Genomic DNA, 19,210 nt, shown 5'->3' on the forward strand with positions numbered 1-19,210 from the left:
TGTAGCCATGAGCCTTATCCCTACGATCGGTCTGCCGAAAGGCCGCGCCGGCCAGTTCATCGTCGATGGCGTCGCCGACGGCTACGAAGCTTTTGCGCTGGTGCAGACTGCGCACGAGATCGCCCCTGACAAGCCGGTGCTGTTCGTGGCGCGCGACGGGCAGCGTCTGCCTGCGATCGTCGAGGCGCTTGCCTTTGCCGCGCCGGGCCTTCCGGTGCTGGAACTGCCGGCCTGGGACTGCCTGCCTTACGACCGCGTCTCGCCCGGCGCCGACGCCGCCGCAAGGCGGCTCGATGCGCTGGCAGCGATGATCGCGCTGGCGAAGAAGCCGCACCGCGCCGTCGTCCTCACCACGGCGAATGCGCTGTTGCAACGCATTCCGCCGGCTGAACTCGTCGAGGCGCAGACCTTCCACGCCAAACCCGGCAACCAGATAGACATGAACGTGCTGGTGTCGCGGCTGGAGAATTCCGGCTTCGAGCGAGTGCCGACGGTGCGCGGTATCGGCGAATTTGCGGTGCGCGGCGGCATTCTCGATCTCTTCGCGCCCGGCTGGACGGAGGCACTGCGCCTCGATTTCTTCGGCGATACGCTGGAATCAATCCGCGTCTTCGATACCGCAACACAGCGCACCATCGGCCAACGCAAATCGATGGCGCTGCAGGCGATGAGCGAGGTGGCGCTGACGCCGGAAACCATCAGCCGCTTCCGCCGCGCCTACATCGAAGCCTTTGGCGCGCCCTCCCGCGACGATGGGCTCTATGCGGCGGTCAGCGAGGGCAGGCGGTTTGCCGGCATGGAGCACTGGCTGCCGTTCTTCTATGAGCGGCTGGAAACCGTCTTCGACTACCTGCCCGATGCGCCTGTGGTTTTCGACCATCTGGCGCATGAGGCACTGGCCGAGCGCCACACTCTGATCCTCGACCACTACGAAGCGCGCAAGAAGCAGGCCGACGGCGCCTTGAAGGACGCGGTGCCCTACAAGCCGGTGCCGCCGGATCTGCTCTATCTGTCGCCCGAGAACCTGATTGCCTCGCTTGGCCCGCGCGAGGCGATAGATTTCACGGCCTTCGACGCGCCCGATGCCGGCGCGAAAAAGGTGTTCCATGCCGGCTCGCGCCACGGCCGCAGCTTCGTCGAGGAACGCGCCGATCCTAACGCCAACGTTTTCGACGTCGTCGTAAAACACATTTCCGACGAGCGCGCTGGACGCCGCCGCGTCATCGTCGCCGGCTGGACCGAGGGTTCGCTCGACCGGCTTGGTCAGATCCTGGCCGAGCATCATCTTGGCAATCTGAAGCCGGTGGCGACGCTTGCAGAAGCCGAAAAGCTTGAGCCGGGGCAGGCGGGACTGGCCGTGCTGCCGCTCGAATCCGGCTTCGAGACAGAGAAACTGGTCGTCGTCGCCGAGCAGGACATTCTCGGCGACCGGCTGATCCGACGCTCGAAGCGCAAGAAGCGTGCGTCCGACTTCATCGCCGAGGCTTCGGCCTTGTCGTCAGGCGATATCGTCGTCCATGCCGACCATGGCATTGGCCGTTTCATCGGGTTGCGCACCATCGAGGCGGTTGGTGCGCCTCACGATTGCCTCGAGATCCACTATGCCGGCGACGATCGGCTATTCTTGCCGGTGGAAAACATCGAGCTGCTGTCGCGCTATGGCTCGGATTCGGCCGAGGCGACGCTCGACAAGCTTGGCGGTGGCGCCTGGCAATCGCGCAAGGCGCGGCTGAAGAAGCGCCTGCTCGACATGGCCGGGCAGCTGATCCGCATTGCCGCCGAGCGGCAAATGCGGGCAGCACCGGCGCTGGTGCCGGCGGAAGGCCTCTATGGCGAGTTTGCAGCGCGTTTTCCCTATGAGGAGACCGATGACCAGCAGACCGCGATCGATTCAGTCATGGATGATCTAGGCGCCGGAAAGCCGATGGACCGGCTGATCTGCGGTGACGTCGGCTTCGGCAAGACCGAAGTTGCACTTCGCGCCGCCTTCATTGGGGCGATGGAAGGCTTTCAGGTGGCCATAGTGGTGCCGACGACATTGTTGTCGCGCCAGCATTTCAAGACTTTCTCGCAGCGCTTCTCCGGCCTGCCGATCCGCGTCGCCCAGGCCTCGCGGCTGGTCGGCGCCAAGGAACTGGCCGAGACCAAGAGGGGCGTCGCCGAAGGCCAGATCGACATCGTCGTCGGCACGCATGCACTGCTCGGCTCCTCGATCTCGTTCAAGAATCTTGGTCTGCTGATCATCGATGAGGAGCAGCATTTCGGCGTCAAGCACAAGGAGCGGCTGAAGGATCTCAAGACCGACGTCCACGTTCTGACTTTGTCGGCGACGCCGATCCCACGCACGCTGCAGCTTGCCTTGACCGGCGTGCGCGAGTTGTCGCTGATCGCTACGCCGCCGGTCGACCGCCTGGCGGTGCGCACCTTCATCTCGCCCTTCGATCCGCTGGTCATCCGCGAGACGCTGCTCAGAGAACGCTACCGCGGCGGCCATTCCTTCTACGTCGTACCGCGCATCAGCGATCTCGCGGAAATCCATGATTTTATGCGCGAATCCGTGCCTGAGCTGAAAGTGGCGGTGGCCCATGGCCAGATGCCGCCCGGCGAGCTCGACGATATCATGAATGCCTTTTATGACGGCCAGTACGACGTGCTGCTGTCGACCACCATCGTCGAATCCGGCCTCGATATTCCGACTGCCAACACGCTGATTGTGCATCGCGCCGACATGTTCGGCCTGTCGCAGCTCTATCAGTTGCGTGGCCGCGTCGGCCGTTCGAAGGTACGCGCCTATGCGCTGTTCACTCTGCCCGCCAACCGCAAGCTAACCGATACAGCCGAGCGTCGGCTGAAAGTGCTGCAGTCGCTCGATACGCTAGGCGCCGGTTTCCAGCTGGCCAGCCACGACCTCGACATCCGCGGCGCAGGCAATCTGCTTGGCGAAGAGCAGTCGGGCCACATCAAGGAGGTCGGCTTCGAGCTCTACCAGCAGATGCTGGAGGAGGCGGTGGCCGAAGTGAAGGATTCCGGCGAGGTGCAGGACGGCGGCTGGTCGCCGCAGATCGCCGTCGGCACGGCGGTGATGATCCCGGAAAGCTACGTCCCGGATCTGCAGCTCAGGTTGGCGCTCTATCGCCGTCTTGGCGATCTCGAAAATACGGAAGAGATCGATGCTTTCGGCGCCGAGCTGATCGACCGGTTCGGGCCGCTGCCGGAAGAGGTTGAACATCTTGTGAAGATCGTCTTCATCAAGGCGCTTTGCCGCAAGGCCAATGTCGAAAAACTCGACGCCGGGCCGAAGGGCGTCGTCATCCATTTCCGCAAGCGGGAATTCGCCAATCCGGTCGGGCTGGTCAAGCTCATCGGCGAGCAGGGTTCACTTGCCAAGATCCGACCCGACCAGAGCGTCGTCTTCAGCCGTGACTGGGCGACGCCCGAGAAGCGGCTGGCTGGCTCAGCGGTTGTCATGACGCAGCTGGCGCGGCTGGTGGAGAAGGCGGCGTAGCAGCGCGTCGCTGGTGCTCTGGGCACAGCCGCACCGGCACTTTCGCAGTGCCGTGCTCATTCGCCACGCGACCACTTCCGGTCTAGAATAGGAAATCGGCTTCGTGTATGGAGCCGCGACCCCATATGGGGCGGATTGGCGGGCGATGGCGTCCGTGTGAAAGAGCGTTAGGTGCTTCGATGACGAAATGGTCGCCGAATTCGTGGAGAGCTAAGCCGATCCAGCAGGTTCCTGCCTATCCGGATCTTGCCGCGCTGAGGAACACGGAAGCCCAGCTTGCCACGTTTCCGCCGTTGGTTTTTGCAGGTGAGGCACGCAAGCTGAAGAAGCAGCTTGCAGCCGTCGCTGCCGGTGACGCATTCCTTCTGCAGGGCGGCGATTGCGCCGAGAGCTTCGCCGAACATGGCGCCGACAATATCCGCGACTTCTTCCGCGTCTTCTTGCAGATGTCGGTGGTGCTGACCTTCGCCGGCGCCCAGCCGGTGGTGAAGGTCGGCCGTGTCGCCGGCCAGTTCGCCAAGCCGCGCTCGTCCGACAATGAGACCAAGGGCGGCGTGACGCTGCCGAGCTATCGCGGCGACATCATTAACGGCATCGAGTTCGACGCCAAGTCGCGCATTCCCGATCCTGCAAGACAGGAGATGGCGTACCGCCAGTCGGCGGCGACGCTCAACCTTTTGCGTGCCTTCGCCCAAGGTGGCTATGCCAGCCTGGAGAACGTGCATCAATGGATGCTTGGCTTCGTGTCCGACAGCCCGCAGGGGGAGAAATACGAGTCGCTCGCCAACCGCATCACCGAGACGATGGACTTCATGAAGGCCGTCGGCATCACCTCGGAGACCAATTACGCGCTGCGCGAGACGGATTTCTACACCAGCCACGAAGCGTTGCTGCTCGGCTATGAGGAGGCGCTGACCCGCGTCGATTCGACCTCCGGCGACTGGTACGCCACCTCCGGCCACATGATCTGGATCGGCGATCGCACGCGCCAGCCCGACCATGCCCATGTCGAATACTGCCGTGGCATCAAGAACCCGCTGGGGCTGAAATGTGGCCCGTCGCTGACGCCGGATGGCCTGTTGCAGCTCATCGACCTGCTCAATCCGGAGAACGAGCCCGGCCGGCTGACGCTGATCGCGCGTTTCGGTTCCGACAAGGTTGCTGACCACCTGCCGAAGCTGGTGCGCGCGCTGCAGAAGGAAGGCCGCAGCGTGGTGTGGTCGTCCGACCCGATGCATGGCAATACGATCGAGGCCGCCGGATACAAGACACGGCCATTCGACCGCATCCTGAAGGAGGTGCAGACCTTCTTCGAGGTGCATCGCGCCGAAGGCACGCATCCGGGCGGCATCCATGTCGAGATGACCGGCAAGAACGTCACGGAATGCACCGGTGGCGCCCGCGCCATCACCGCCGAAGAGCTGCAGGATCGCTACCACACCCATTGCGATCCGCGCCTCAACGCTGACCAGGCGATCGAGTTGGCGTTCCTGGTCTCCGATCTGCTCAAGAAGACCCATCCGGTGCAGCACAAGCAGGCCGTCAATGGCTGATACGATCTGAACTGTGATGTCATTGAAGAAGCGCCGGGCGAAAACCGGCGCTTTTTCTATTCATCCCGCCGGTGTCGCATTTGCTCGTGCCTAACGCGCGCAAAACTGGAATCCTGCCAGGCGATGGCAATTGCATCGGGAGGCCGACATGGCTGACAGTCACAGCGGATCATGCTTGCGCGGGGCAGTGCGGTTCCAGACACGAGGACCGCTACGCGGTGTCGTCTACTGCCATTGCTCGCAGTGCCGGAAGCAGAGCGGGCATTTTTATGCGGCGGCCAACGTTGCCGACCGCGACATCACAATCACCGGCGCGGAGAGCATCACCTGGTACGAGGCCTCTTCGTTCGCCAGGCGCGGCTTCTGCAAGACATGCGGCTCTCTGCTGTTCTCGAAGCCGAGCGATGACGGCTATGTTTCGGTCATGGCAGGGCTGTTCGACGCGCCAACCGGGCTTCAAGGAGAATGCCATATCTTCGTCGGCGACAAGGGCGATTATTACGCCATCGATGACGGGCTGCCGCAGTTCGAGAAGTCGACGCCGTCGATCAAGGTGGCAGGCGACTGATTTTTGAAGAGGTCGCCTTATTCCCTTGGTCCAGCCATTGCGCTAATCCCCTGCCGGTGATTCCGAAGGGTTTTGGCATGCAGCGGCTGATCGACGCTTTTTACAACTCGGTGCGGGCGTTTCGCAAACTGGCCGCCAGCGAGGAGGCCTTCCAGCTGGAGCTGACGCTGCTTGTGCTTGCCTTGCCGCTCGGCTGGTTCCTTTCGGAATCGTGGCGCGGCTATGCGCTGCTTATCGGCGCGGTGCTGCTCATGATCATGGTCGAGGTGTTGAACACCGGCATCGAGGCGGCATGCGACGCGTTCAGCCGCGAATTCAACATCGATATCCAACTGGCCAAGGATTGCGGTTCGCTGGCGGTGCTGATTTCGGTGGTAATCGCTGCCGGCGTCTGGGGCGTCGCCGTCATCGAGCGGATCCTCGGGGTACCGATCTGAGGTTTCAGACACTACATGCCGTCACTGCATTTCTCGTTTTTGACCATGATCTTTTCCGAAGACCGGTACCACTTTTCGGGATCATGGTCTGAGGAAACCGATATGGCCGATACCGCCGGATTTCTGCTGCTCGAACGGGAGGGCCTGCCGGACGATCTTCGCTGGCTGGTTGAAAAATTTCCGCGCGAGGTCTGGCAGGCGCATGCCAACATCCACGGCATAGCCAATATGTGGCTGCAGCGGCACGACATGTTCCGCGAGCTTGGCGGCATGCTCACCAGTGGTATTGGCGATTATCGGGATGGCAGGCTGAACGCGCAGGAATTCGCGCGCTGGTTCGCGCCGCGCCTCAACCATTTCCTCGGCAATCTCGACGGCCACCACAATGTCGAGGACCATCATTATTTCCCGGTCTTCGCCAAGGCCGAGACCCGTCTGAAGCGCGGCTTCGAAATCCTGGATGCCGATCACCACACAATCCATGAGGGACTGGAGCGCAATGCCCAGGCGGCAAATGCCTTCATCCGCACGCTTCAGGAGAGCGAAGACAAACAGCGTTTCGCCGCCGATGCCTATGCTGACGAGAACAGCCGGCTGATCGCCATGTTGACCCGGCATCTTGCCGACGAGGAAGACCTGATCATTCCGCTGATCCTCGAGAAGGGTGATCGTGCGCTCGGCATTGATTGACGATCAGCTTCCCTTGTGGAGTTCCTTCTTGGCGACGATATGGGCCGCGAGCCAGCCGAGGATGGCCGCAACGAGGCCGATTGCCAGAGCGATCAGCAACCGCTCGTGGCGGGCCAGCGCCTGGCCGACGATGTGCTCCGCGCCCAGTCCGAAGACATAACCGACAGTGCAGAACAGTGCCGCCCAGACTACCGACGAGATGGCGTTGAGGATGATGAAGCGCGCCGCGGCGATGCCCGACAGCCCGGCCGCGATTCCGCCGACCAGTCGCAGGCCATAGATGTAACGGTTCGACAGCACGAAAATGTTGGGATGAGAGGTGACAAGGCGGTAGGCGTGGCTGAAGCCCGGCCGGGCTCGGAGCCTGATCACGAATTTATGGTCGGCGAAGCTCCGTCCCAAGATGAAGAACAACGTGTCGCCACCGAAGGCGCCGAGCGCGGCTGCGAGAAACGCCTGCCACGGGACGAAGACATGCTGATGCGCAAAAAAACCGCCAAGAATTGCGGCGCTTTCGCCCTCGGCGACGCAGCCCAGAAAAACCGCGACCAATCCATATTGCTCAATGAGACGATGGATGACTTCCGTCATGAAGACGTTCGCTGCTTCGACAGAATGTCGTCGATGCGCTTCACCTGCTCGGCCAGCCGGGCGATCTCGTCTCGCATGCCGATGATCTGGCTGTGGCGCAGTTCGTCGAGCTTTTCGTGTAACGCCATGATCTCGATCTCGGCCTTGAGATTGACCTCATAGTCGTGGGCGGCGTCGATACGATCGCGCTCAGTCTGGCGGTTCTGCGCCATCATGATCACTGGCGCCTGCAGGGCGGCAACCATGGAAAGCACGAGATTGAGGAAGATGAAGGGATAGGGATCGAAGGCGGCGCGCGACAAGAGCCAGACATTGCCTGCCGTCCACAGGATCAGGAAGCCAATGAATGCCAGGATGAAGGACCACGAGCCGCCGATCCGGGCGATGGTGTCGGCCAGGCGATCGCCAAACGTCTGGTGAAAGGCGACGGCCTTGTTGGTGTCCTTGGAGATCGTGGTGCGCTCGAGCGTAGATTGCAGTACCCGGCTTTCGAGCGCGCTGAGGCCGTCCGGCTTTCGCTTCAGCCAGCGGCTTGCCAGGTCCTCGATCGTTTTGTTCATCGTCGCCTCCGTCGTCAGCGATGAGGTAGAAGCTGCCGGTTCATACGGGAAGTGGTAGATTGACGCGATGGGGTCAGGAAACAATGGTGGATTTTCAGAAAATTCGCGCCCGTGCAGCGAAACGCAAAGGCGGTGACGCAGCGCTGACGTCGCTGCTGGGTCCTATGCCCGACAATGCCGCGGTGGCAAAGATTGCGGACGACCGGATCCTGTCTACCATGGCCGAGCGGGTTTTTGCCGCCGGCTTTGTCTGGCGCGTCATCGAGCAGAAATGGCCGGGTTTCGAGGAAGCATTTCTTGGCTTCGAGCCGAAGCGGCTGCTGTTCCAGCCTGACGATTTTTGGCACGATCTCACAGCCGACAAGCGCATCGTCCGCAATCCGCAGAAGATCAAATCCGTACGCGACAACGCAGCCTTCGTCGAGCGCGTGTCGAAGGAGCATGGCAGCTTCGGCAAGTTCCTGGCCAATTGGCCGGCGGATGACCAGGTCGGATTGATGGCCTATCTCGGCAAGCACGGCAGCCGGCTCGGCGGCAATACCGGCCAGTATTTTCTGCGCTGGCTGGAGTGGGACGCCTTCATCGTCTCGGCCGACATGGCGGCAGCGCTGCGCGACGCCGGGCTCGACCTCGCGCAGAGCCCGACATCGAAGAAGGACCTGGACAAGATCCAAGTGCAGATAAACGCCTGGGCGGCGGAAACCGGGCTGCCGCGCCGGCACATTTCGCGCATTCTGGCAATGTCGATCGGCGAGAACCATCCGCCGGAAGCCTTGCGCGAATATATGGGCGAATAGGATCGACTGTTTGGTCCAAACGAACGCCATTGCTCGACGAATTTTGCCGCGCTAAACCCACGGGCATGACAGACAAGACCGCTCCAGACGTATTGCGCATCGCCGTCGCCCAGCTCAATCCGACGGTCGGCGACGTCGCCGGCAATCTTGCCAAGGCACGCGAGGCGAGGGCGGATGCCGCCCGCCAAGGCGCCGACCTCGTGCTGTTTACCGAGCTTTTCCTTGCCGGCTATCCGCCTGAGGATCTGGTGCTGAAGCCCGGCTTCCTGAAGGCCTGCGAGCGGGCGGCGGAGGATTTCGCCGGCGATACCGCCGACGGCGGCCCGGGTTTCGTCATCGGCACGCCGTTGAAGCGCAAGACCGGCACGCACAATTCGATCATCTTTGCCGATGGCGGCAAGATCCTTGCCGAACGCTACAAGCTCGATCTGCCGAATTACGGTGAGTTCGACGAGAAGCGCGTCTTCCAGGCCGGCCCCGAGATCCAGGGGCCGGTCAATTTCCGCGGCGTGCGCGTGGGAGTGCCGATCTGCGAAGATATCTGGGGCGAGGTTGCCGTCTGCGAGACGCTGGCCGAAAGCGGCGCGGAAATCCTGCTGGTCCCGAACGGCTCGCCCTATTACCGCGGCAAGGTCGACGTCCGCCACCAGATCGTCATCCGCCAGGTCATCGAATGCGGACTGCCGATTATCTATGCCAACCAGCTTGGCGGCCAGGACGAGCTGGTTTTCGATGGCGCATCGTTTGCCATAGGTTCTGACAAGACGCTGGCCTTCCAGATGAGCCAGTTCGAGGAGACGGTCAACGTCACCACCTGGAAGCGAAAGAATGACATCTGGGTCTGCTCTGACGGACCGATGTCGAAAATCCCGGAGAAGGAGGAGGCCGACTACCGCGCCTGCATGTTGGGCCTGCGCGATTACGTCAACAAGAACGGCTTCAAGAATGTCGTGCTCGGCCTCTCCGGCGGCATCGATTCGGCGATCTGCGCGGCACTTGCCGTCGATGCGCTCGGCGAGGAACGGCTGCGCGCCGTGATGATGCCTTACCGCTACACTTCGAAGGACTCGCTCAAGGATGCCGAGGACTGCGCCCGCGCGCTCGGCTGCCGCTACGACATCGTGCCGATCTTCGAGCCGGTCGAGGGTTTCCTGCACACGTTGACACAGCTTTTCGAGGGCACCAAGGAAGGCATCACCGAGGAAAACCTGCAGAGCCGGGCCCGTGGCACCATCCTGATGGCGATTTCCAACAAGTTCGGCTCGATGGTGGTCACTACCGGCAACAAAAGCGAGATGTCGGTCGGCTACGCGACGCTCTATGGCGACATGAATGGCGGCTTCAATCCGATCAAGGACCTCTACAAGATGCAGGTCTATGCGCTGTCGCGCTGGCGCAACGCGCATGTGCCGCCGGGTGCGCTCGGCCCGTCCGGCGAGGTGATCCCGACCAACATCATCGACAAGGCGCCCTCGGCGGAACTGCGAGAGAACCAGACGGACCAGGATTCGCTGCCGCCCTATCCGGTGCTCGACGACATATTGGAATGCCTGGTCGAAAACGAGATGGGTGTCGACAACATCGTTGCGCGCGGCCATGACCGGGCGACGGTGACGCGCGTCGAGCACCTGCTTTACGTCGCCGAATACAAGCGCCGGCAGGCGGCACCCGGTGTGAAGATCACCAGGAAGAATTTCGGCCGCGACCGCCGCTATCCCATTACCAACCGGTTCAGGGATGGCGGGTAGGCGATTGGCTGCATAACGGTTTATCCATGGCCAACCTTGAAATCAGCTTCGACCTGTCGCGGATCGATTTCCGGGCGACGTCCGACATTTTGAAGGAGAGCTATTGGGGCAGTGGCCGCAGCGACGAACAGCACCACCGCGCCTTCGCCAACTCACTGTGCGTCGGCGCCTATGTCGGCGGCAATCAGGTCGGCTTCGGCCGGGCGATCACCGACCGTACGGTATTTGCCTATCTCGCCGACATAATTGTCTGGCCGGGGTATCGCGGACAAGGCATCGGAACCCGGCTTGTCCAGGCGCTTATCGACCACCCGGACGTCAAGACGGTCACGCATTGGAGCCTGTCGACCAACAACGCCCATGCGGTTTACGAGAAGCTCGGCTTCAGGCCTTCCACCGACGGCCGCTATATGCGCTTCGACCGATGAGGGCGCACAACCGGCGATTGTTGCAAAATCGTCTCACTGCTTGGACCAGATGCGCTTTGGGCTATCTAGTGACTTGGCGCGGCGTTGAGGCGTCTCTATAAACGCCTTTCCGCGATCCCCTTGGGGAAGACCGAATGCCAGGATTTGACATCGCTATGCGAGGCCGCGAAGCCTAGGTCTCAATCGGCAAGCCAGAAGGTCCTTACCTTTGCGGCAAAGCCGAGCTGAGAACAGGCGTTCGTCGATGCCGGTCGCCGCCCGTATTCGGGCGAGCCGCCAAATGTGCCGAACCTCCGCATTCCTTGGGTGCTAATTCGCCCGACGCGGTTTTTTTCAATTTCGACCTTTCCGGGATCGGGTTCGTTTGCGCCCGAATGAGATCATGGCTCGTTTTCGAATAGATTTACGCGCGGGCGCCTTTCGCAGCGTTCTTGGCTTCACGCTCAGCCATTGGCGACGTCAGCCGCGGCGGCTTTTGCTGATCATGGGCGCGTTCCTGCTGTCGACCCTGGCCGACGTGCTGACGCCGCTCTATTCCGGCCGGCTGGTCGACGCCGTTGCCAGTAGTGCCACTGCCGACGATGCCGCATGGAATGCGGCGATGGCTGCCTTTTCGATGCTGGTGGCGCTGGCGCTCACCGGTGTCGTGCTGCGCAATCTCGCCTTCATGGCCATCGTCGAGCTGACGTTGAAGATGATGGCGGATATTGCCGCCGACGCCTTCCACCGCGTCCAGCGCTTTTCCACCGACTGGCATGCCAACAGCTTCGCCGGATCGACGGTGCGCAAGATAACGCGCGGCATGTGGGCGCTCGACCTGCTCAACGACACGATCCTGATCGCGCTGCTGCCATCGGTCGTCATGCTCGTCGGCTCGACGCTGCTGCTTGGCTGGTTCTGGCCGCTGATGGGTGCTGTCGTCGCCACCGGTTCGGTTCTGTTCATCGCGGTGACGACGATGCTGTCGCTTGGCTATGTCGCGCCCGCGGCAAGGCTTGCCAATGCGTGGGATACACGGCTTGGCGGCTCGCTGGCCGATGCGGTGAGCTGCAACGCCGTGGTCAAGGGTTTTGGCGCCGAGGAACGCGAGGAGACGCGGCTTGCCGAGGTCGTCGCCAAATGGCGCGGTCGCACGCGCCGCACCTGGATGCGCGGCACCGTCAACGGCACCACGCAAGGGACGATGCTGCTGCTTTTGAGGGCAGCGGTCATCGGGTTCTCCCTGCTGTTGTGGTCGTGGGGGCAGGCGAGCGCCGGCGATGTCGCCTTCGTGCTGACCTCATTCTTCGTGCTGCAAGGCTATCTGCGCGACATCGGCACACATATCCGCAATCTGCAGCGCTCGATCAACGACATGGAGGAACTGGTCGACTTCCAGTCCGAACCACTCGGCATTGAGGATCGGCCCGGCGCCAAACCGATCCGGATCACCGATGGCCGTATCACCTTCGACAATGTCACGTTCCATTATGGCAGCCACCGCCTGCCGCTCTATCGCGACTTTTCGGTGGACATCGCGCCGGGCGAGCGGGTCGGGCTGGTTGGCCATTCGGGCTCCGGCAAAACGACATTCGTCAAGCTGATCCAGCGCCTCTATGACGTGACCGCGGGAAATATCCTGATCGACGGCCAGGACATTGCCGGTGTCGCGCAGGCGTCGCTGCGCGCACAGATCGCCATTGTCCAGCAGGAGCCGATCCTGTTTCACCGGTCGCTGGCCGAAAACATCGCCTATGCCCGGCCGGCCGCCACGCAGGCCGAGATCGAGCACGCGGCGCGGTTGGCCAGCGCGCATGACTTCATCGCCAATTTGCCGAAAGGCTATGGCACGCTGGTCGGCGAGCGTGGCGTAAAGCTATCGGGTGGTGAGCGTCAGCGCGTTGCAATCGCACGCGCCTTTCTTGCCGATGCGCGCATTCCCTGGATGAGGCAACGTCGAGTCTCGATTCGGAATCGGAGGTGCTGATCCAGCAGGCGATGGAGCGGTTGATGGTCGGCCGCACGACGCTGGTCATTGCCCACCGGCTGTCGACGGTGCGGGCGCTGGACAGGCTTTTGGTGTTCGATCGCGGCCGCATCGTCGAAGAGGGCTCGCATGACCAGCTGATCCGGCTGCAAGGCGGCATCTACCGCCGGCTGTTCGAACGCCAGGCGCTTGAGCTGACCAAAGGCATGGTGATCTGACGGTTGCGGCGCCGCGCGTCCTGATGGACGCGTGGCGCTGCAGTCTTTTCTTCGCCTTCGTCATGTTCTATGTCTGCCGCCGAGCGCGGGGGCGCGTCTTGTCAACAGCAAAACCATCCGGTACGCCCCGCTCATGACAGTTACCGTCCGTTTCGCCCCGTCACCGACCGGCCGCATCCATATCGGTAATGCGCGCACCGCTTTGTTCAATTGGCTGTTCGCCATCAAGAACAAAGGCCGCTTCATCCAGCGCTTCGATGACACCGACGTCGCCCGTTCGACGCAGGAGTTTTCCGACGCTATCCTATATGACCTGCATTGGCTGGGCATCTTCCCCGACGCCACGGAGTACCAGTCGCGACGCGTGGAAATCTACGATGCCGCACTGGAGAAGCTGAAGGAGGCGCGCCTCGTCTATGCCTGCTATGAGACGCCCGAAGAGCTCGACCTGAGGCGCAAGGTGCGCCGCACGCGTGGCCTGCCGCCAGTCTATGGCCGCGAGGCGCTGACGCTGGCACCCGAGCAGGTCGCGGAATATGAGGCCGATGGCCGGCGACCGCACTGGCGCTTTCTGCTGCCCAACTTCAGCAGCGATCCGCTGCAGCCGGAGCGCACCGAAATCCACTGGAACGACCTGGTGCGCGGCGAAGAGACCGTCGACCTCGCCTCGCTTTCAGACCCGGTTCTGCGGCGTGAGGACGGCACCTACCTCTATACATTGCCTTCGGTTGTCGACGACATCGACATGGGCGTCAGCCATGTCATTCGTGGCGACGACCACGTCACCAATACCGGCGTCCAGATAGCCCTGTTCCGAGCACTTGGCGCGGAGCCGCCGGTGTTCGGCCACCACAATCTCCTGACAACGGCATCAGGCGAGGGACTTTCGAAGCGCACCGGCGCGCTGTCCATCCAGAGCCTGCGTGAGAGCGGCATCGAGCCGATGGCGATCGCTTCGCTGGCGGTGCTCGTCGGCACCTCGGAAAACGTCGTGGCGGTGCCAACGATGGCCGAGCTAGCCGAGCGCTTCGATCCGGCTGCAACATCGAAATCCGCCGCCAAATTCGACCCGGACGAGCTCTTCGTGCTCAACCGCACGCTGCTGCATCACATGCCGTTTTCCGAGGCGCGCGACCGGCTGATCGTGCTCGGCATCTCCGGCGAACAGGCCGAGCCTTTCTGGCTGGCGGTGCGCGGCAATCTCGACAGGCTGGCCGATGCGGCGATCTGGTGGCGTACGCTTCGAGACGGTCCAGAGGAGCCGGCGGAGTTTTCCGACGAGGACCGCGACTTTCTTCGCCAGGCATTCGAGTTGCTGCCGGAAGAGCCTTGGAACGGCACCGTCTGGAAGGACTGGACGGGCAAGATCCGAGCGGCGAGCGGCCGTAAGGGCAAGGCCCTGTTCATGCCGCTCAGGCTGGCGCTTACGGGACAGCCTTCGGGCCCGGAGCTTGCAGATCTGTTGCCGCTGCTGGGTCGGGAAGGAACGTTGGCCCGACGACCCTGACCTTGCGCTGCTCCGGCGGCGGCAGCGATGTCGGCGAGGGCACAGGTTTGACAGCAAGCCGTCTGATCGCCTCACGGTAGAGGCCGTCTTGCGCATTGGCCAAGGACTCCGGGTCGGCGCCCGGATCAGGCCTGGCAACCGGCAGCGGAATGAACGGGGTACTCTCTACATTCGCCTCAGATTGTTCCCGGGTTGGCGGGTTGCCGGCGATGATCTCGAAATTCTGCGCGGCATTGCAGCCGCAGGCCGGCGGCCGCGGCATGTCGGACTGCTTGTAGAGGTAGGCCGTCGGCAGTTCGATATAAGGCCTGCCGGTCACCGAAGACGTCATGGACGCCGAATCGCCATTCATGCCGCGCGTGTAGAAAACCTGCATTTCGGTGCCGGGGCAGCTCGATTCGCAATTCTTCTGATCGCGCTCGAAATCGCCCAGTGAGGCGGCATTCGACATCGGGAAGAAATAACCGTCGCAGGTGCGCACGCACATGGTGCGGAATTCGCCTCGCGGCTGGCCCAACTCGTCGGCGTTGTTGAGCATGCTGCGGATGTTGCGCGGCTGACTTAGTTCTTCAGCCTGGTCGGGCTCTTCGGGCTGACTGCCCAAAAGCTGGTCGAGCAGGTTTCGGTGGCCGTTTTCACGGCTGGCTTCGCGGACCGGTGCGGGCGTCGGCGGCGCCGCATCATCGCGGCAGCCATTGGCGTCAAGCGAGGCCAATATGCGCGCGCGATCGCGTCGCGAACCACCGCCGTCAAGCGCAGCGCGCTTGGCCTGCAAGGCGTCGAGATTGGCAGCCATGCGATCGATGGTGGCGTCGAGTGCCGCGCATACGTTGGCGTTGCGGCGAGACAGCGAAAAGCCGCAGCCGGCGCTGCTGGCCTGGCTGACGGCCTTTGAAATCTGCTGGCGCTGCCGGACGATCGCGTCGTCATATTTCCTGAGCAAGGCCGGTTTGCCGCCGCCACCACGAGAAGCGGCGGCAAGATCGGCTTCAAGCTGGCGGCAGAGGCGCGAAGCGGCCTGCGCCTGGGTGACGGCAATGCCGCACAGTAGCAGGGCACCGAGCAGCGCGGCGGCACGCGTCAGCTTCCAACATGCGCCCGTCATCCCTCCGAAACTCCGCCTGCCTGTCGTTCAGAAAGCTACCGCGCTTGCGGTTAACCGTTTGTTCAGCATACCGCCGATTCCAGCTTCAGCCCAAATCGGCGATGGCTTGCGCCAGTGCGCGGCTTCGATCACGACTGGTGCTGTCATATCGACCACGCCACACGACATATTCGGACAGAGCCAGAACCGCGACATCCTGGCGTTGCACGAAAAAAGGCGTATTCGCCCAGAAGAATGCCTGCATTCAGCAATGCCCGGAGGCTTGGCATGACCGCGATTACCCGTCGAGCCGCAGTGCAATTTGATCTTTTGTGCCTGGCGATGCCGGTTGCCATGGCGCAGGAAAAGCCCATCACGCCGGATTGGGGCACCAAATTGGTCGAAGCCGCCCGTGAGCAGATAGGCGTCACCACGCTTTACGATCCGACCTATACACGCCTGGCTTATCCGGGCGGGGACGTTGAGCCCGAGCGGGGTGTGTGCACGGATGTCGTGATCCGCGCCTATCGCCGCGCCTTCGATCTCGATCTGCAAGAGCTGGTGCATGAGGATATGCGGGCCAATTTTGCCGCTTATCCGAAGGCTTGGGGCTTGAAAGCGCCCGACCGCAACATCGACCACCGCCGTGTGCCCAACCTTGCGGTCTATTTCGAGCGGCGCGGTGCTGCCTTGCCCGTCAGCCAAAACCCGGCCGACTATCGGCCAGGGGATCTCATCGCCCAGATGCTGCCCGGCAATCTGTCGCATATTGCCATCGTGTCGTCCAATCGCTCCACATTGGTACCGACAAGAAGACTGGTCATTCACAATATTGGCGGCGGCGCCAGGGAAGAGGACACTTTGTTTGCCTTCAGGCAGACAGGGCATTTCCGGTTCAGGCCAATCTGAGAAAGCCCGCGGCTACCCCAGATCGACGATGGCTTGCGCCTTGTGCGCGGCTTCCACCACGGCCAGTGCCGTCATGTTGACGACGCCGCGCGACGTGACCGACGGGGTCAATATGTGCGCCGGGCTATCGGTGCCGAGCAGGATCGGGCCGACATGCAGCGCGTCCATCATCGTGCGCAGCGCCGTCAGCGTGATGTTCGCCGAATCGAGATTGGGGAACACCAGCAGATTGGCTTCGCCTTTCAGCCGCGAATGCGGATAGACGCGTTGGCGCAGCTGCTCCGATAGTGCCGAGTCGGCATGCATCTCGCCGTCGCATTGCAGGTCGGGCGCGATGCGCGCCAGGATTGCCGCTGCCTGCCGCATCTTCATGGCGCTTGGCGAATCGCGGGAGCCGAAATCAGAATGCGACAGTAGCGCTGCCTTGGGCTCGATGCCGAAACGCTGAATCTCCTCGGCCGCCAGAACGGTCATTTCCGCAATCTCCTCGGCGGTCGGGTCGACCGAGACATGGGTATCGGTGAGGAAAATGATGCCTCGCTGCGAGATCAGCATGGAAAGCGTCGACAGGTCGCGATCCCTAATGCCGGCGCGTGGCCCGATGATCAGCGTGACGTTGCGCAAATGGCGCTCGAAACGGCCCTCAAGGCCGCAGACCATGGCGTCGGCGTCGCCGCGCTTCAGGGCAAGGGCGGCGATCACCGTATTGTCGGTGCGCACCATGGTGCGTGCCGCTTCCGTAGTCACCCCACGGCGGCCGGCAAGCTCGATCAAAAGGTCGACATAGTGGCGGTAACGCGGATCGTCTTCCGGGTTGATCAGGCCGAAATCGACGCCCGGCTTGATGCGCAGCCCATAGCGTTTCAACCGCACCTCGATGACGTGCGGGCGGCCGATCAGGATCGGTTCGGCAATGCCTTCCTCGAGCACGACCTGCGCGGCGCGAAGCACGCGCTCGTCCTCGCCGTCGGCATAGATGACGCGCTTGGCGCTCGACGTCTTGGCCATCGAGAACACGGGCTTCATGACCAGGCCGGAGCGGAAGACGAAGCGGTTCAGCTTGTCGATATAGGCGGCGAAATCGGTGATCGGCCGGGTCGCGACGCCGGTCTCGCAGGCTGCCTTGGCAACGGCAGGGGCAATGCGCAGGATCAGCCGCGGATCGAAAGGCGAGGGGATCAGGAACTCCGGGCCGAAGATCGGCGTCTCGCCGGAATAGGCGCGGGCGGCAACGTCGGACGGCTCTTCGCGGGCAAGCGCTGCAATCGCCCGCACCGCGGCCATTTTCATCTCTTCGTTGATGGCGCTTGCGCCGCAATCCAGCGCGCCACGGAAGATATAAGGAAAACAGAGTACGTTATTGACTTGATTGGGGAAATCGGAGCGGCCCGTGCAGATCATCGCGTCGGGCCGTGCTGCACGTGCCGCTTCCGGCATGATCTCGGGATTGGGGTTGGCCAGCGCCAGGATGAGCGGCTTGGGCGCCATGTGGTGCAGCAATTCCGGCTTCAGCACGCCGGCGGCAGACAGGCCGAGAAACACGTCGGCGCCGGGCAGAACGTCGGCCAGCGTGCGCGCCTCGGTGTCCTTCACATAGGGGTCTTTCCAGCGGTCCATCTCCTCGACACGGCCCTTATGGGCGACGCCGAACCGGTCGGTGACCCAGATGTTTTCGACCCGCGCGCCGAGCGAGACCAGAAGGTTGAGGCAGGCGAGCGCCGCAGCACCTGCGCCCGACGTGACGATCTTGATGTCCGCGATGGACTTGCCGGCGAATTCCAGCCCGTTGAGCACGGCGGCGGCGACGATGATGGCGGTGCCGTGCTGGTCGTCATGGAAGACCGGTATGCCCATGCGCGCTTTCAACTGCTCCTCGACCTCAAAGCATTCGGGCGCCTTGATGTCTTCCAGGTTGATGCCGCCGAAGGTTGGTTCCAGCGCCGAGATCGTCTCGACCATGCGCTCGATGCCCGGTGCGTCGATCTCGATGTCGAAGACATCGATGCCGGCGAACTTCTTGAACAGCACCGCTTTGCCCTCCATCACCGGCTTGGAGGCGAGCGGACCGATATTGCCGAGGCCCAGCACCGCCGAACCGTTGGTGACAACGCCGACCAGATTGGCGCGGGCTGTATAGTCGGCAGCGGTTGCCGGGTCGTCGCGGATTTCAAGGCAGGGGGCGGCGACCCCCGGCGAATAGGCAAGCGCCAGGTCGCGCTGATTGCCCAGTGGCTTCGTCGCCTGGATTTCCAGCTTTCCGGGACGGGGGTGCTTATGGAAATAGAGCGCTGCTTCGTCGAGGTCGGATCGGGCCGCCTTCTTGCTTTCGCCTGTCATGACGGCCGCCTCCTCAGTTCAGTCCGTTTGATGTTTTGAGTCTCTTAGCATGCAGCCGAGGCTTTTCGAGAGGTGATATGTCGCAAGCGCGAGCTTACGGCTTGCACCGCCCGCCGGCCTGTACGGTCTGCCATTGAAATGTTGGGGCGATAGGCGCGTTGCTGGAGCGAGCTGCGAGCCGAATGTCTGCTTCAGGTGGTTTGCGGACGATTAGGTATTCTTTCGCTGATAGTGTGCTGAAGGTTCTGCAAAAAGTTTTGGAGAGAGAACGGCGCCTGCTCTGAGGGGCGAGCGGCCATGGCACGGTGGTGA

15 protein-coding genes and 1 pseudogene are annotated in these 19,210 nt (G+C 62.5%); 11 read left to right on the forward strand and 5 right to left on the reverse strand.

Features of this window, described 5'->3' with window-relative positions; translation table 11 throughout:
• The first annotated feature begins 7 nt into the window (after positions 1 to 7).
• From mfd to NKJ23_RS29685, 5 genes are all read left to right on the forward strand, one after another.
• Complete coding sequence (gene mfd, locus NKJ23_RS29665) at positions 8 to 3,505, forward strand: transcription-repair coupling factor (protein ID WP_352684144.1); 3,498 nt, start codon at positions 8 to 10, stop codon at positions 3,503 to 3,505.
• Between the two features lie 179 nt (positions 3,506 to 3,684).
• Positions 3,685 to 5,058, forward strand: coding sequence for a class II 3-deoxy-7-phosphoheptulonate synthase (locus NKJ23_RS29670; RefSeq protein ID WP_352684146.1), 1,374 nt, complete (start codon positions 3,685 to 3,687; stop codon positions 5,056 to 5,058).
• 148 nt (positions 5,059 to 5,206) lie between these two features.
• On the forward strand, positions 5,207 to 5,626 hold the full coding sequence (locus NKJ23_RS29675) for a GFA family protein (RefSeq protein ID WP_352684148.1): 420 nt from the start codon (positions 5,207 to 5,209) through the stop codon (positions 5,624 to 5,626).
• 77 nt (positions 5,627 to 5,703) lie between these two features.
• The gene (locus NKJ23_RS29680; protein WP_352684150.1) at positions 5,704 to 6,063 is read left to right on the forward strand and encodes a diacylglycerol kinase; all 360 of its coding nucleotides are present in this window, start codon (positions 5,704 to 5,706) and stop codon (positions 6,061 to 6,063) included.
• A gap of 102 nt (positions 6,064 to 6,165) precedes the next feature.
• Positions 6,166 to 6,753, forward strand: a complete 588-nt coding sequence (locus tag NKJ23_RS29685) for a hemerythrin domain-containing protein (RefSeq protein ID WP_352684153.1) — start codon at positions 6,166 to 6,168, stop codon at positions 6,751 to 6,753.
• A 3-nt stretch (positions 6,754 to 6,756) separates the two neighbouring features.
• Here NKJ23_RS29685 and NKJ23_RS29690 read toward each other — a convergent pair whose 3' ends face one another.
• Positions 6,757 to 7,344, reverse strand: coding sequence for a DedA family protein (locus tag NKJ23_RS29690; protein WP_352684155.1), 588 nt, complete (start codon positions 7,342 to 7,344; stop codon positions 6,757 to 6,759).
• A complete protein-coding gene (locus tag NKJ23_RS29695) occupies positions 7,341 to 7,904 on the reverse strand; it encodes a DUF1003 domain-containing protein (protein ID WP_023680015.1) in 564 nt (187 codons plus the stop codon). Before NKJ23_RS29695 ends, NKJ23_RS29690 begins: the two co-directional genes overlap by 4 nt.
• Before the next feature lie 83 nt (positions 7,905 to 7,987).
• Here NKJ23_RS29695 and NKJ23_RS29700 point away from each other — a divergent pair, with 83 nt between their 5' ends.
• From NKJ23_RS29700 to gltX, 5 genes and pseudogenes are all read left to right on the forward strand, one after another.
• Positions 7,988 to 8,701, forward strand: coding sequence for a DNA-3-methyladenine glycosylase I (locus tag NKJ23_RS29700; protein WP_352684158.1), 714 nt, complete (start codon positions 7,988 to 7,990; stop codon positions 8,699 to 8,701).
• 65 nt (positions 8,702 to 8,766) lie between these two features.
• The gene (locus NKJ23_RS29705) at positions 8,767 to 10,449 is read left to right on the forward strand and encodes an NAD+ synthase (RefSeq protein ID WP_352684160.1); all 1,683 of its coding nucleotides are present in this window, start codon (positions 8,767 to 8,769) and stop codon (positions 10,447 to 10,449) included.
• Positions 10,450 to 10,475: 26 nt separating this feature from the next.
• Positions 10,476 to 10,877: a GNAT family N-acetyltransferase gene (locus tag NKJ23_RS29710; protein WP_352684163.1), complete on the forward strand. Its 402-nt coding sequence runs from the start codon at positions 10,476 to 10,478 to the stop codon at positions 10,875 to 10,877.
• A gap of 382 nt (positions 10,878 to 11,259) precedes the next feature.
• Positions 11,260 to 13,061 (forward strand): annotated as a pseudogene (locus NKJ23_RS29715) (ABC transporter ATP-binding protein).
• Between the two features lie 133 nt (positions 13,062 to 13,194).
• The gene (gltX, locus tag NKJ23_RS29720; protein WP_352684166.1) at positions 13,195 to 14,568 is read left to right on the forward strand and encodes a glutamate--tRNA ligase; all 1,374 of its coding nucleotides are present in this window, start codon (positions 13,195 to 13,197) and stop codon (positions 14,566 to 14,568) included.
• On the opposite strand, the gene NKJ23_RS29725 is transcribed toward gltX, so the two are convergent.
• Together NKJ23_RS29725 and NKJ23_RS29730 are read right to left on the reverse strand one after the other, a co-directional pair.
• A complete protein-coding gene (locus NKJ23_RS29725; RefSeq protein ID WP_352684168.1) occupies positions 14,486 to 15,673 on the reverse strand; it encodes a DUF2865 domain-containing protein in 1,188 nt (395 codons plus the stop codon). The genes gltX and NKJ23_RS29725 overlap by 83 nt on opposite strands.
• An 85-nt stretch (positions 15,674 to 15,758) precedes the next feature.
• On the reverse strand, positions 15,759 to 15,917 hold the full coding sequence (locus NKJ23_RS29730; RefSeq protein ID WP_352684170.1) for a hypothetical protein: 159 nt from the start codon (positions 15,915 to 15,917) through the stop codon (positions 15,759 to 15,761).
• Between the two features lie 23 nt (positions 15,918 to 15,940).
• Here NKJ23_RS29730 and NKJ23_RS29735 point away from each other — a divergent pair, with 23 nt between their 5' ends.
• A complete protein-coding gene (locus tag NKJ23_RS29735) occupies positions 15,941 to 16,561 on the forward strand; it encodes a DUF1287 domain-containing protein (protein WP_352684172.1) in 621 nt (206 codons plus the stop codon).
• A gap of 12 nt (positions 16,562 to 16,573) precedes the next feature.
• Here NKJ23_RS29735 and NKJ23_RS29740 read toward each other — a convergent pair whose 3' ends face one another.
• Positions 16,574 to 18,898 carry an NADP-dependent malic enzyme gene (locus NKJ23_RS29740; protein ID WP_352684174.1) on the reverse strand — a complete coding sequence of 775 codons (2,325 nt, stop codon included), beginning with the start codon at positions 18,896 to 18,898 and terminating at the stop codon, positions 16,574 to 16,576.
• Between the last annotated feature and the right edge of the window lie 312 nt (positions 18,899 to 19,210).

Source organism: Mesorhizobium sp. M0184, assembly GCF_040322215.1.
GTDB lineage: Bacteria > Pseudomonadota > Alphaproteobacteria > Rhizobiales > Rhizobiaceae > Mesorhizobium.

Excerpts from the sequence above, each read along its gene's own strand:
- mfd (WP_352684144.1), top strand. The coding sequence starts at position 8 with ATGAGCCTTATCCCTACGATCGGTCTGCCGAAAGGCCGCGCCGGCCAG.
- NKJ23_RS29670 (WP_352684146.1), top strand. The coding sequence starts at position 3,685 with ATGACGAAATGGTCGCCGAATTCGTGGAGAGCTAAGCCGATCCAGCAG.
- NKJ23_RS29675 (WP_352684148.1), top strand. The coding sequence starts at position 5,207 with ATGGCTGACAGTCACAGCGGATCATGCTTGCGCGGGGCAGTGCGGTTC.
- NKJ23_RS29680 (WP_352684150.1), top strand. The coding sequence starts at position 5,704 with ATGCAGCGGCTGATCGACGCTTTTTACAACTCGGTGCGGGCGTTTCGC.
- NKJ23_RS29685 (WP_352684153.1), top strand. The coding sequence starts at position 6,166 with ATGGCCGATACCGCCGGATTTCTGCTGCTCGAACGGGAGGGCCTGCCG.
- NKJ23_RS29690 (WP_352684155.1), bottom strand. The coding sequence starts at position 7,344 with ATGACGGAAGTCATCCATCGTCTCATTGAGCAATATGGATTGGTCGCG.
- NKJ23_RS29695 (WP_023680015.1), bottom strand. The coding sequence starts at position 7,904 with ATGAACAAAACGATCGAGGACCTGGCAAGCCGCTGGCTGAAGCGAAAG.
- NKJ23_RS29700 (WP_352684158.1), top strand. The coding sequence starts at position 7,988 with ATGGTGGATTTTCAGAAAATTCGCGCCCGTGCAGCGAAACGCAAAGGC.
- NKJ23_RS29705 (WP_352684160.1), top strand. The coding sequence starts at position 8,767 with ATGACAGACAAGACCGCTCCAGACGTATTGCGCATCGCCGTCGCCCAG.
- NKJ23_RS29710 (WP_352684163.1), top strand. The coding sequence starts at position 10,476 with ATGGCCAACCTTGAAATCAGCTTCGACCTGTCGCGGATCGATTTCCGG.
- gltX (WP_352684166.1), top strand. The coding sequence starts at position 13,195 with ATGACAGTTACCGTCCGTTTCGCCCCGTCACCGACCGGCCGCATCCAT.
- NKJ23_RS29725 (WP_352684168.1), bottom strand. The coding sequence starts at position 15,673 with ATGACGGGCGCATGTTGGAAGCTGACGCGTGCCGCCGCGCTGCTCGGT.
- NKJ23_RS29730 (WP_352684170.1), bottom strand. The coding sequence starts at position 15,917 with ATGCAGGCATTCTTCTGGGCGAATACGCCTTTTTTCGTGCAACGCCAG.
- NKJ23_RS29735 (WP_352684172.1), top strand. The coding sequence starts at position 15,941 with ATGACCGCGATTACCCGTCGAGCCGCAGTGCAATTTGATCTTTTGTGC.
- NKJ23_RS29740 (WP_352684174.1), bottom strand. The coding sequence starts at position 18,898 with ATGACAGGCGAAAGCAAGAAGGCGGCCCGATCCGACCTCGACGAAGCA.